This is a genomic window from Mycolicibacterium chlorophenolicum (genome assembly GCF_001044235.1).
Classification (GTDB): Bacteria; Actinomycetota; Actinomycetes; order Mycobacteriales; family Mycobacteriaceae; genus Mycobacterium; species Mycobacterium chlorophenolicum.
In genome coordinates, this window is the sequence record NZ_JYNL01000071.1 from 59,181 (window position 1) to 71,528 (window position 12,348).

General features: G+C 63.3%; 9 protein-coding genes. 2 read left to right on the top strand and 7 right to left on the bottom strand.

Annotated elements, in window-relative coordinates; translation table 11 throughout:
• Positions 1-221 precede the first annotated feature (221 nt).
• On the top strand, positions 222-1,319 hold the full coding sequence (locus MCHLDSM_RS34540; RefSeq protein WP_048474268.1) for an LLM class flavin-dependent oxidoreductase: 1,098 nt from the start codon (positions 222-224) through the stop codon (positions 1,317-1,319).
• A gap of 718 nt (positions 1,320-2,037) precedes the next feature.
• Here MCHLDSM_RS34540 and MCHLDSM_RS34545 read toward each other — a convergent pair.
• From MCHLDSM_RS34545 to MCHLDSM_RS34555, 3 genes are all read right to left on the bottom strand, one after another.
• On the bottom strand, positions 2,038-2,451 hold the full coding sequence (locus MCHLDSM_RS34545; RefSeq protein ID WP_048474269.1) for a nuclear transport factor 2 family protein: 414 nt from the start codon (positions 2,449-2,451) through the stop codon (positions 2,038-2,040).
• Between the two features lie 123 nt (positions 2,452-2,574).
• Complete coding sequence (locus MCHLDSM_RS34550; RefSeq protein ID WP_158023753.1) at positions 2,575-3,405, bottom strand: cupin domain-containing protein; 831 nt, start codon at positions 3,403-3,405, stop codon at positions 2,575-2,577.
• A gap of 161 nt (positions 3,406-3,566) precedes the next feature.
• A complete protein-coding gene (locus tag MCHLDSM_RS34555; RefSeq protein ID WP_048474271.1) occupies positions 3,567-5,084 on the bottom strand; it encodes a 4-hydroxyphenylacetate 3-hydroxylase N-terminal domain-containing protein in 1,518 nt (505 codons plus the stop codon).
• 623 nt (positions 5,085-5,707) lie between these two features.
• Between MCHLDSM_RS34555 and MCHLDSM_RS34560 the strand changes: the two genes are divergently transcribed.
• Positions 5,708-8,779 (top strand): AfsR/SARP family transcriptional regulator, encoded by a 3,072-nt coding sequence (locus MCHLDSM_RS34560; protein WP_082169222.1) that lies wholly within the window; start codon positions 5,708-5,710, stop codon positions 8,777-8,779.
• 265 nt (positions 8,780-9,044) lie between these two features.
• Here MCHLDSM_RS34560 and MCHLDSM_RS34565 read toward each other — a convergent pair whose 3' ends face one another.
• The 4 genes from MCHLDSM_RS34565 to MCHLDSM_RS34580 all read right to left on the bottom strand — a co-directional run bounded on the left by MCHLDSM_RS34565 (position 9,045) and on the right by MCHLDSM_RS34580 (position 12,092).
• Entirely contained in the window at positions 9,045-9,641 is a 597-nt protein-coding gene (locus MCHLDSM_RS34565; protein ID WP_048474272.1) for a TetR/AcrR family transcriptional regulator, read from the bottom strand.
• 113 nt (positions 9,642-9,754) lie between these two features.
• Positions 9,755-10,342, bottom strand: a complete 588-nt coding sequence (locus MCHLDSM_RS35275) for a carboxymuconolactone decarboxylase family protein (RefSeq protein ID WP_060937683.1) — start codon at positions 10,340-10,342, stop codon at positions 9,755-9,757.
• 33 nt (positions 10,343-10,375) lie between these two features.
• Complete coding sequence (locus MCHLDSM_RS34575) at positions 10,376-11,239, bottom strand: NAD(P)-dependent oxidoreductase (protein WP_048474273.1); 864 nt, start codon at positions 11,237-11,239, stop codon at positions 10,376-10,378.
• 46 nt (positions 11,240-11,285) lie between these two features.
• Positions 11,286-12,092: an SDR family NAD(P)-dependent oxidoreductase gene (locus MCHLDSM_RS34580; protein WP_048474274.1), complete on the bottom strand. Its 807-nt coding sequence runs from the start codon at positions 12,090-12,092 to the stop codon at positions 11,286-11,288.
• Between the last annotated feature and the right edge of the window lie 256 nt (positions 12,093-12,348).

The following is a 12,348-nucleotide window of genomic DNA, read 5'->3' on the forward strand; positions in this document are numbered from 1 at the left end:
CCTGCCCGGAAGGCCCGACCCCTCTAAGACGTTGATATGAGGATCCCAGCAAGTTGGCGACGTGTGGGCGACAGTGGCTCCTGGATTGCCGCTTCAGCAGCACTGCGCTGCACCGGATTGGTAGCCGTCGGGGGAGCTTTGACCTTCAATGGCAGCGAGTTCGAGAAGAAGTCATAGCTCATCGAGCTGACTTGTGAATACACGAAAGGACGCTTGACCCGATGACCGAGCAGCTTCAGATGGGCATTAACACCTTCGGTGACGTCACCGGTGATGGCGCCGGTGGACTCCTTCCGCAGGCGGTCGTGATCAGAAATCTCGTTGACCAGGCGACGCTGGCCGACGAATTGGGCATCGACTCCTTCGGTGTCGGCGAGCATCACCGCGCGGATTTTGCCGTGTCTGCGCCTGAAGTCGTGCTGGCCGCGATCGCTTCGCGCACCACACGAATCCGGCTCGGCTCGGCCACCACTGTCTTGAGTTCCGACGATCCGATTCGGGTGTTCGAGCGCTTCGCCACGCTGGACGCCGTCTCGAACGGACGGGCCGAGGTCATTCTCGGCCGCGGTTCATTCACCGAATCCTTCAGCCTCTTCGGGTTTCCGCTCGATCAGTACGAGGAGCTGTTCGAGGAGAAACTCGATCTGTTCGCCGCGCTGCTCAACCAGGAGCCCGTGACGTGGCAGGGTCAGTTGCGTCCACCGCTGATGAACCAGCGGGTCTTTCCTCCAGTCGAACACGCCCCGCTCAGGACGTGGATTGGGGTCGGTGGAAGCGCGGAATCCGTGGTGCGGGCGGCCCGCTACGACCTGCCGATGATGCTGGCGATCATTGGCGGCGATCCGAAGAGGTTCTTGCCCTATATCGACTTGCATTTCCGCGCTTACCAGAAGTTGGAAATGGCACCGCAGCCGATCGGCATGCATTCGCCAGGCTATGTCGCAGCCACCGACGAGGCGGCGCGTGACGAGTTCTGGCCGGCCTATAAAGTGATGCGCGATCGCATCGGCAAAGAGCGACACTGGCCGCCGATGCAGCGGGGGGAATTCGAGCGTGAGGCTGACCACGGTTCTCTGTATGTCGGCTCGCCCGAGACCGTCGCGCGCCGTATCGCCGATACTGTCAACGCGCTCGGTGTCGCGCGGTTCGATCTGAAGTACAGTGCGGGCGACTTGTCGCATGAAAAGTCGATGCGTTGCATCGAGCTTTATGGCACCACTGTCATTCCTCGGGTGCGCGAGCTTGTGAGCGAGTACGACGGCGCTCCGGTGGTGTCGCCGACGCCGGCGGTTCCTCGTGCCGACCAGCTGTCTCGATAGACACTCAGGCGGCTAGCGTCGTGGGCTGGTCGAGTAGCGCGATTTCGCGCCGAGCTAGTTTGTCGCGTCACGATGGTGGGCTGTCTTTATCCCTCGCTTTCATCCGGGGGGCACGCGCCTCCAGCCGCCTCGACAAAGCATGACGTCTGGATTGCGGCGGCTCGTCGATCTCCCCTGCGAGCGAGGGGATCACGGGTCGTGGCAGAAGAACATACCGCGCCCTTAGCGCGGGACCGGGCACCGTGGTTGTTCGAAAATGATTGCCTCGCCGGGCGAAACCGCCGAGGGTGTGGTGTTCAGCGGCGCCATCCTTACCTCCACCGAAGACCACACACAGCGTGTGCGTTGAGAGCTCAACGCCGAGTTGGTGGAATTCACCCGCGCGGCCGATCGCGTCCTGCGTCGCCTAGCCTTTCGCTCCCGCGATTTCCGTTCTCGCCCAACGACTCAAAGGCCTCCGGCGTGTCGCGGGAGTCAACGCCGGCCCTACGTCCACCCAGCGCATGTGCGGCCACGTTCTGGTCGCTGACTAGTTCGCAGTCTTCTGCGACAGGTACACCACTGTCGATCAGCAAGCAACGCAACACGTCAACGACCATGCCTGGCGACCTAGATTCCGCCCGGTGACACGAGGTGGGCTCATCCCGGACTGACACCTAGCGACTAAATTTCGGTCAAGGGTGACCTTGCCGCCTGCCCAACCTCAAAGGTCGTCGGCTCACGAAGCTGAACCCGAAGTGCTCATCTGCCGTTGGAAGGTGCCCATATCCCAGTAATCTGCTGTGCTGGTGATTCGGCCGCCGTCATGGGTGACCACCATGACTCCCCGCAAGTCGAGTTTCTGGTTCGCCGCGGCGACCTTGCCGAAATCGGCCTGCAGGGTTCCCGTCAAGTGGTACCAGCCAGTACTGAACGAGGCTCCGTCGACATGGCCGCGCAGCGCCCAGTTCGCATCTGGGAAACGCTCGAGGAAGTAGGTCAAGCCGTCGACGATGTCCTTGGACCCGTGCTTGGGGTGACCAATCGCGACGTCCTCGTGCGTGGCGTTCGCGGTATAAAGCGCTTCGACCGCAGCCAGGTCACGATCGTTGTACGCATCGAATAGGGCGGTCACCAAACTCGGCTTGTCCATGCCGCGAGCATGGTCGTTGCGGCGTTACCCGAGGCGAAACCAGCAGCGAGGCGCATCGGGACCCGAGTGCAGACCGTGAGCATTCAACCCACGGTCTGCCCAGCCGGCGCCCCTGTTGTGTGCTCAGTGCGTGTGTTCGGGCAGGTTCTTCCAGTCGTCGGGGAAGAAGAAGGCATCCGACGTCGGCGGTACGGGTGATTGGACTTCGATCCAGCGTGCGTCAACATTGTTCTCGTTGATGAACCCGTGGGTTCCGTCGGTGCTGACCCACACCAGGTCGCCGGTTTCGGTGGTTTCCTCGTTGCCGTCGAGCCAGCCGTGCATGCCGCCGTCGATGAAGTAGTAGATCTCCTCGAACGGGTGGTAGTGGACCTTGGCGGCTCTGCCCGGACCCGAGCCGGCTGCGATCTTGGCCATGAACACGGTGTGATGCTGAGCGCCCAGCAGCTGATCGACCATCATCCGGATGTAGATGTTCTTGATGTTGGGTCCGTGGTACCCGGGCATGTTCAGGTCGTGGACCGGGCCCATGTCCGACTCCTCGAAGTGCCCGACGAAGCGGTGGCGCGGATCGGATTCCGATGGCCGGCCCAGGTTCTCGCCCTCGATCGGCGGAGCGGCTATCTGGCTGCGGGCGCCCTCAAAGTTGGGGGGTTTCGGAGCCTTGACGCAGAAGTATTCCAGTCCCCCGTCGCCAGCGGTCAGTGAATGGGTCAAACCGACTGGGGCGACGCCATAGTCACCGACGCCGAGGTCGTAGACCAGGCCAGCGAGTGACACGCGGCCCGAGCCGCCGCGGATGACCCACGACTCCTCGAACGGGCTGCGGTGCCATCCGATGGTGGCCCCGGCTTCGAGCTTGCGCAGCGACACTTCCATGTGATGAGAGCCGTGCTCCTCACCCACCATGATCGCCTCGGTGAGCCCAGGGATACCTTTGACCTCGCTAAACACTCTGTCGGCTGCTCGTGAAATGTGATAGGGCATCGCTTGTTCTCCTGGGATCGTGGCGGAATCATGTTGTGGCTGAAGGAAAGTGACACTGTGTCGGCGGACGCCGTTGTCCGCCGACACAGTCTAGTGACGATATGGGTGAAAACGCTTGTCCTGCAAGGTTAGCGGGCAGTTGCCGAGTCGAGCCGCCGGGCGTATTCGGCCTGCTTTTCGTAGGTGTTGTCCGCTTCCCCGGAGGCGATGCCGCAGATTTCGCGTGCCAGTTCGGTGATCGATCCGGTCGGCGACATATCCGCGCGCTTCATGGTCAATGTGCGGATCGTCAGGATCGGCGAACCGTTGAACTGCTCGAAGGTGGTCAGGCGATCGCCCCAGTCGGTGAGGAAGAGATCGCGGATCGCCCGCGAGATTTGCAGCCGGTCGTGCGGGCTGCCGGTCGCGCCGGTGTGCAGCTGCTCGAGCCAGTCGTGCAGCGCCGGGACGTTCCACTGCTCCTCGCTGGGAAACAGCAGCGATGCGCGTCCGGCCAGATCGATCACTTCGCCGACCACTGTGCGGACGTGGTCGAGGTAGTAGGCCCGGCCCATGTTGAACAACAAGACATCGGGCTTGTACAAGCCTGATGGCGACAAGAAGCCTTGGTTTTCCGAAGCGATGACGAAAGCGCGTAGCGCTTGGTGGAATTCGACCAGCTTGGCCAGTCGAACTTGCACCGGCGGGATCTGGTAGGTACCGATGTGGGCGGTCATCAGCATCGCCAGCCCGACCATCAGCTCAGCGCGCACCATTTGGCGCACTAGCGCCTCATAATGCACCCAGTCGAATACGCGCTGGGGGTACAGGGCGGCGTGTTGTGGGTTGCCGATGTGGAATACGTATTTCCACGGGATTAGTACGTCTTCGAAGAGGACCGTGCAGTCCAGCTCATCCCCCTGCGAGGCCAGCGGATGGTTCACCGGATCGTCTTTGACGGTGGTTTCCCGGCTGATCACGGTGATGCCGGGCGCGTTCACTGGGATGGCCCCGTAGATCACCTCTTCACCTGGCATGCCGGGCCGGACGAATACGCCCATGTGGAGGAAGTCGGCGAACGGCACACCTGTGGCGACGGCTTTGACGCCGCGCACGATGATGCCCTCGTCATTGGTTGAGACAATGCGGAGGGCGGGTGAGTCGACTTGGGTACGGTCTTTGGAGCGATCGACCTGGGGATCGATGAACGCCAGCGCACAGTTGTAGTCGTTGTCGGAGACCATTTGGTAGAACTCGCGGATGCCGACGGTGAGGTCGCGGCCGTCGGTTCCGATGGATTGATCACTCCACGGCTGCGGGTCGTCGGCGTAAGTGAGCAGACAGTAGTTGTTGGCCGCCGGGGTGCGTGGGGTGCTGCCCGCGCCGAGTTTCTTGATGACGGTCTCGAGGTAGTGCCGTTTTCTGGTCAGCTCTTCAGCATTGACGTGGCGGTACCACATCATCGATCGCCGTTCGCCGTCTTCGTCGACGAATGTCATGATGTCCTGCAGTTCGGGCTTGTGGTGCAGGTCGTAGAACTCTGCGAGCCTGGCAGCCTGCGCCCGCGTCTTGGGGTGGGTGGTCACATCGTCGATCAGTTCGCCGCCGACATATACGACGCGACCGTCGCGAAGTGACTCTAGGAATTGCTCACCGGTCCGGATCATTGGAAGCCTCTCGCTGTGTGTTTGGGTGGTCGGTCGTGGTTTGACTGCGGGCGGGTAGGGCGCGGTTGGACTGTGGCACCGCTCAGATCGGCGTCCTCGGGCTGAGGCTCCGGGTGTAGTGGATGTGCAGCACAAGCTTTAGGGTTGGACAGAGCAAGCGACCGCCTCCATTTCTGGCGCCATATAGACTCGATTTGTTCGAATTGATTTCAACCATGGTGCGAGGAAGGGTGTTATCCGCAGAGAAACAGTGCGCACTCAACTACAGCCTTGACGTGCACTTCACCGGATCGGACTTCACGCCGAGCGTGATCGCTGACCGCCAGCCAGAAGGAAGCGAAAATGATTGAGCCGCATGCTGCTGGCGCCATCGGCCGATGTCCACCGCTGAGCCGCTTGGCGTGTTCTGTGTCAATCGGGACGGCAGGCGTTGGACAGGAGAACGCCGCGGTGATAGGGCCCGTTTACGCGTCGGCGAACCGCGTAAGCCTCGCGGGGGAACCTGCTGGGTGGCGGCCGCACGATCCCACGGTGAGCAGACACAACACGATGGTGTCAGCGGCGGGTCCAGGCGGCCGGATGGAGTGTTTTGCGCATCGCTTAACGATGTGGGTGCTGCTGCGATGACGGCTGATGTCAACCCTGATCAGATCCGCGTCGCTGATGCCGCCGATCGCGCGGCGCCGACGACTCGTCGGCGCACCATCATCCGGCGCAAGCTAGCGGCGCCGGAACCGGATAGCCACGCGATCGTTCGCACGCGGCTTACAGCCCAGCTGCGTGACCTCCTGGATCGTTATCCCATCGTCGTCGTGAGTGCCACCGCCGGAGCGGGAAAGACGACTGCTGTCACGCACGCCCTCGTCGAGGGCGACCGGCCCATCTCCTGGCTGTCTTTGGACGGTACCGAGCGGGCCGCAGGGCGATTGCTCGTCTATCTTGAGGCCGCTGTCGAGCAAAGCGTGCCGGCCGCGGCCGGCGTGGTGACCGATGCGCTGGAAAGCAGCATTCAACTCGGCGAGGCGGCCGGATTGCTGGCCGAAAGCCTCGCCGCAAGCCGCCTCACACTTGTCTGCGACAACGTCGAGCGTGTCCTCGACGATGAAGGTTGTCGCGCGGTGTTGTCCGCCTTTACCCGCTACGTGCCCGCTGGAGTGAATGTTGTTTTGATTTCTCGGGCAGCGATCGTGCTGGATCAGGGCCAGACCAGCGACCGGACCCGAATCGGTGAGCTAGGCGAAAGCGATCTGGCCTTCCGTGTTGAGGAGGCACAGCAGGCACTACACGCGCTGGGCCACGACGAAGTCGACGCCGCACGCGCGGTAGCGGCGACCGGCGGCTGGGTGACTGGAGTTGTGTTCGACCCCTTCTGCGACAGCTCCGATCACAGCAGCGACGCCGAGGCCATGCGGGCTTATCTCACCGAGAACATCGTCAACGCACTAACGCCCGAAGAGCGGGAATTCCTCATCCATACCAGTCTGCTCGACGAGGTCACCGCAGACGGCGCCCGCGCTCTGGGGCAGCCAAACGCCGCACGAGTGATGGCTATCCTGCGTACCCGCCATCTGCCGATGTCCTGGTCCTCGGATGGTTGCCGTCTGACCCCGCACCCGATCTTCCGTGAATACTTGCTCTCGCGGCTGGACGGGGAGGACGTCGAAGTCCAGGCGGGGTTACGGCGGCGCCACGCCGAGTCCCTGCTCGCTCAGGGCGAACGCGAGGAGGCCGTCGACGAACTGCTGCGTCTTGGCGATATCGATGCCGCGTGGCGTCAGGCGGCGCTGGCGCTGCCCGCGATGGTGGCGCGGATGGATTTTGCCCCGGCTGCGCGGTGGCTGGATGCGCTACGGGCTTCGAGCCGTACTCCGACCCCCGAGATCGGCGCGGTGGTTCTGCGTGTGGCGTTTGCGCTTGACGAGGTCGGCCGCGGAATCGAGTTACTGGACCGGCATGGCTTTGACTGGTTGCCGGGACCCGAGATGCCCGGGTTCGAGGAGGCGATCGTCCTGGCGACCTGGTGTTTGTGGCATACCGGCCGCATCGCTGATGCGCGCGCCACGGCCGATCGGCTGCCGGAAGGCAGGGCTCGCGACATTGCCTTCACCCTGACGTCGTTGGCCGTCGGTGATGCGCCGCCATTTCCGGCGCACTCGCCGACTCCGTCGGGGCCGCTGGATGGGCTGTTGGTGCGATTGGCCTACATGTGTGGACGCCTGCACGGGCTTGATGATCCCGGCTCCTTTGATCCCTGGTGCACCATTATCGGTGGCCCCTGGGTAGTCGCCGCACTGCGAGCTAGCGGCCGGCTCCAGGAAGCGGCGTCGATGTATGAGCTGCGCCGAGAGTCCTCGCGGCCGGTATGGCTGCACGCTGCTGATGCCGCGGAGTTGATGCTCGATCTGGGCCGCGGCGATGACGCGTGGGCCTCTCTGGAGCGGGGCCGGGCGCTGATCAAGCCCACGCAATCGCGAGTGTTCGCCAACCTGAGTCTGCTGACCGAAGCGAAATTACGGCTGCGCCTGGATAAGGACACCGAGGCCGCCGACCGGGTGCTGGCTCAGGCTCAAGCCAACGGCGTGGATGACTACGCCTTCACACGCGAGTGGCGCCAGGTGTGCAGCGGGCTGTCCTATCTCTTGCAAGGCCGCGACGATGCAGCCTATCGCGAGCTCGCCGAAAGCGTTAAGAGCATGCAGCGCGGCAACCGGCGCCTGGAGCTGACCACCGGCGCGGTCTACCTGGCGGAGGCGCAGTGGCGCGTGGGCTATGAGGATGCGTCCGACAAGACTGCTGAGCTCGCCCTGGTGACCGCGCACGAGCAGGGCTCGCATAATCTCCTGCTGACCGCGTTGGCTGATGTTCCGGCAGTCGCCGTGCGCGCCGCCGATACGGCGCCGGGACGCAGCTCGGAGTGGCAGCAGCTGGTCAGTGCATTATCCACCCGGAACACACTGCGGCTGAGCGCGCGCGCACCGCGACTTGTTCTCGAGGAATTCGGGGATCCGCTGCTGACCGTGGACGGCCAGCGGGTGCATCCGCGGCTAACGAAGGCAATTGAGCTGCTCAGTTATCTCATGGCCGCGCCGGACCGATCCGCCACTCGGCAGCAATTATTGGGCGCATTATTCGCCGGCCGCAACGATGCAGCGGGGCGTAGTTACATGCGCCAAGCCTTGTACCGAGCGCGCGAGATCCTTCCGGACGACCTCGCTCCGACCCAGCAGGGTGACGTGTACTCCGTCGCTAGCGGCGATCTCATGATCGGAACGGGTCAGATCGCTGTCGACCGGCTGGCAGAGGCTAATCGGCAAGACGGCGAGGTCCGATTGCAGACCATCACCCGAGCACTGGCCATGGCTGCCCGCGGCCCGTTCTTGGCGCCGCTGACGAGTGATTGGGTGTTGTTTCGGCGTAACGAGATCGAGGAGATGATGAACGCGGCACGCATCGATGCCGCGCGGTTGGCCTACGGGCTGAGTCGATATCGTGAAGCCCGCGATCTGCTGGAAGAGGCATTGCGGATTGACCCCTACCGCGAACAGGCGTGGCAGCTCATGATTTCGCTGGCCTTTGCCACCGGCAGCGACGACTCGGTTCTTCGGCTGTATCAGCGATACGTCGCCACCATGCGGGACCTCGGAGTGCCGCCGTCAGGTGAAGTACACAGGCTCGTCACCCAGCTCCGCCGATAGGACACAGGGCCCAACGACGTTCGGGGGTGGCTTTCTCCGGAATATGCAAAGCAGTTCTAATACTCAAGTCCACCAATGCAATTCGGTCCGGTGAGTGATCGAGGCATGGTTTGATCCAGCGCCCTCGGCGAGACAACAGGCCACTGAGAAGCGTGTCGGTGACGTGGCGTCACGGCCTGGGAAGGTTGGGGCCGCGTCAACACCGAACCTGCATGCCTCGGACCCGCTGCGCTGGATGACAAGCGGACTGCCGCGTTAACGGATGCTATCCACCGTGTCGGGTGAGACTGGGGATGACCACTTCATCGACCAGTGCTTGCACCGTGCGGCGAGTGGGGGCTCTTCCCGAAACCATGGACCGGAAGATGAGGTAGCCGGGCAGCACGTCCCAGAGTTCTTCGGTGATCGCGGCGGCATCGATCTCGCCGCGGTTGACAGCTTGCTGCAAGATGTACTCGATCAGGACGCGGCGCTGATCGACAAACTGGTGCTGCATCACCTCGTTGAGCGCGGGATTGCGCGACACCTCGAAAAGCACGGCCCGAATCGTGCTGGCATGCGCGTGTGCCTGATCGCAGACTAGCTCTCCCACCCTCATCAGGTCGCCGCGGAGGGTGCCGGTCTCGGGGGCGACGGCGACCTGCCGAACACCTTCGATGAAGGCAGCCAGCACCAGCTCCGCTTTCGTCGGCCACCGTCGGTACACCGTGGCCTTGCTGGCTCGCGCGGTGGCCGCCACTGCATCTACCGTCAGCCCCTCGTAACCATGTTGCTGCAGCAACTGCAAAGTTACTGCGAGCAACTCGCGCTCTCGTGGTGACCACGGTGAGGGCTCTGCATCGCGCTCGGCATTGCCGTTCACAGCATCACCAGGGAGAACCACCGATTGAGGATGAACGGATCACTTCTGAGCAACGCCACGACTGACGAGGGCCTGCCGGGCCGAATTCGGGTGAGGGGGGCGCGGTTTCGGCGTCAGAGGGCGGCCAGCACCTCGTCAGGCGGTGCCGGCAAGTCGTAGTCGAACCCCATCACTCGGTGGAATCGTGTCAGGGCATTCCACAGCCCGATTGACATGGTGAGCTCTGTAAGTTGCCGGGAGTCGAATGCCTCACGGGCGCGTGCCAGCAACGCGTCCTCGACGCCGACATCGCTGACCTTGCGCCCGATCTGCGGGATCTCGACTGTCATCGCCTCAGCCAGCTCCAGGGCGAGGCGCTCATTGTCACTGAATGACGAGAAATCGCCCCGAGCGACGGCGGCCAACTCCTGTTCGGTGACGCCGCCCTTCTTCGCCGCTACGCAGCGATGGCTGACCGTGTACCGGCAGTGGTTGAGCACACTGACCCGCACCGCCGTGAGGTCCTTGATTCGCTGATCGATTGAGCCTGGACCGCCTACGGTACGGACGAAGGGGAAGTAGACGTTGAACATGCCTGGACAGTTCAGGATTGCACTCCAGGTGTGCAGGGTTTGACCGCCGAATGCTTTTTGGGCGGTCTGGAATGCCCCCAAATCGGCTGGGTCAATGTTGTTTGGATCGGCCAAAGTTACGAGGGCCATTTGTTTGTCTCCTTTATCGCCGTGGTGGCTTGCTTAGGGGTTGCGAACTGTCTCGGCGATGGCGGCCCAATCTTGTTCGCCGTATCCGTCCTTGATCGCTGCGGTGAAGATGTCCTTGATGGCATCGATGGTGGGCAGGTTGAGGCTGACGGCTGCCGCGGCGCCGGCGGCCAGTCCGAGATCCTTGAGCCCTAGGACGGTGGCGAATCCGGCTGGTACGTATTTCTTTCCCGCGATCGCCGTACCGTAGCCGGTGTAGACCGGGCCCGGCAGTACTGTTTGCGAGAAGAGTTCGACCAGGTCTTTGCCTGCCAGCCCGTGCTTTTCGGCCAGGGCGATGCTTTCAGACATTGCGACCAGCGCATGAATGACGAGGTAGTTCATGGCGATCTTGGTTAGGTTGGCCCGTTCCGGGGTGTCCCCAAGCCGCCATACGCGCCCCCCCAAATCGTCGAGGATAGGACTCAGCGAGGTGATGGTGGCGTCATCACCGGCCACCAGCAGATTGAGCTTTCCTGCGGCGGCCATCTCGGGACGTCCCATGACTGGTGAGGCCACGTAGCTCACTCCTGCTGCCTTGTGCCGCTCAGCCTGACGCTTGGCCGCGTCCACCGAAATGGTCGCCATGTTGACGTGCACAGCGCCAGCGCCGGCGGCAGCCAAGGTCGCGTCGTCAAATACGGCGTCCACTGCGGCGTCGTCGGCCAGCATCGAGAACACCGGCCCAGCTGCGAATGCTTCGGCAACCGATCCGGCGCGGACCGCTCCCAGCTTGGATAGTTCATCGACGGGCCGACCGCTGCGATTCCACACCGTGACGCTATGACCTTGCTCCAACAGGCGGCGCACCATCGATGCGCCCATATTGCCGAGTCCGATGTAACCGACATCGGTCATTGGTCGACCTCCTTGTTGTTCATGTGACTGGTGTTGGGCGTCGACATCAGATGACGCCCTTGCCGAGTCCGCCGTCCACGTGCAACACCTGGCCGGTGACGTAACTGGCCAAATCCGAGGCCAGGAACACCGCTGCCGCCGCGATCTCCGCGGGCTCGGCCCAGCGGCCGAGCCGGATACCCAGGCCGGCCACCATGCCCGCACGCACTTCGTCGGGGGTCTTTCCCTGAGCTTTTGCCATGGCCTCGTGCCGGCCCCGCCAGCTCTGGGTGAGCGTCATTCCCGGCGAGATACCGTTGACCAGGATGCCCTTGGGCGCCGCTTCCGCGGCGAAGTAGCTTGTCAGCGCGACGACACCGGCGTTGGCGATGGCCGAGACCCCTGTGCCAGGGACCAGGGTGTGCGCGGTCATGCCGGCGATGTTGATGATGCGGCCCGTACCGCCGGTTTCGATGTGGGGCAGCGCCGCCCGGGAGACCCGCGCATAGCCGACGAGTTTTCCGTCGAGCACGTTGCTCAGCACGCTTTCTTCGGTATCGGCCAGGGGCGCGCTCTGCAGCCCCGGGGCGGCGGTGTTCACCACGATGTCGAGCCGGCCACGCCAGTCCAGGACCTTACGCAGGGCATCGGCCACGGCCGTGTCATCGGTGACGTCGGTGCTGACCGAGAGCACATCGCCGCTGCCAATCGTGCTCAATTGGGACTCGGCGGTCTTGAGCTGGTCCTCGTTGCGGGCCAGGATGGCCACGGCTGCCCCTTGCTCTTTGAGCGCCTGGGCCACGGCGAATCCAAGTCCGTTGCTACCGCCGGTGATGAGCGCGGTGCGCCCGTCGAGCTTCGTGTCAATCGTCATGTGCAGATGCTCCGTCCGCGTCGCTTAAGAGATACAGAGATCGTTCGTTCTGGCAATACAGAGATCGATCTCGTGGGCGGCGCACGCCGCCTGTGCCCACTGGACCGCTTCTGCGGCGCGAGATCAACCTCCGCTAACGCTCGTGCTAACTGTGCTCGTGGCTGGCGGTGACAGTCTGATTCGGGACCAGTGTGACGGTCTGATTCGGGACCCACCCGGGCTTCGGCGTGGCGTCGTGACGGCTTGATCTGGACCC

Bases quoted from the DNA above. Each gene is read 5' to 3' on its own strand.
- MCHLDSM_RS34540 (WP_048474268.1), top strand. From the start codon at position 222: ATGACCGAGCAGCTTCAGATGGGCATTAACACCTTCGGTGACGTCACC.
- MCHLDSM_RS34545 (WP_048474269.1), bottom strand. From the start codon at position 2,451: ATGGACAAGCCGAGTTTGGTGACCGCCCTATTCGATGCGTACAACGAT.
- MCHLDSM_RS34555 (WP_048474271.1), bottom strand. From the start codon at position 5,084: ATGATCCGGACCGGTGAGCAATTCCTAGAGTCACTTCGCGACGGTCGC.
- MCHLDSM_RS34560 (WP_082169222.1), top strand. From the start codon at position 5,708: ATGACGGCTGATGTCAACCCTGATCAGATCCGCGTCGCTGATGCCGCC.
- MCHLDSM_RS35275 (WP_060937683.1), bottom strand. From the start codon at position 10,342: ATGGCCCTCGTAACTTTGGCCGATCCAAACAACATTGACCCAGCCGAT.
- MCHLDSM_RS34575 (WP_048474273.1), bottom strand. From the start codon at position 11,239: ATGACCGATGTCGGTTACATCGGACTCGGCAATATGGGCGCATCGATG.
- MCHLDSM_RS34580 (WP_048474274.1), bottom strand. From the start codon at position 12,092: ATGACGATTGACACGAAGCTCGACGGGCGCACCGCGCTCATCACCGGC.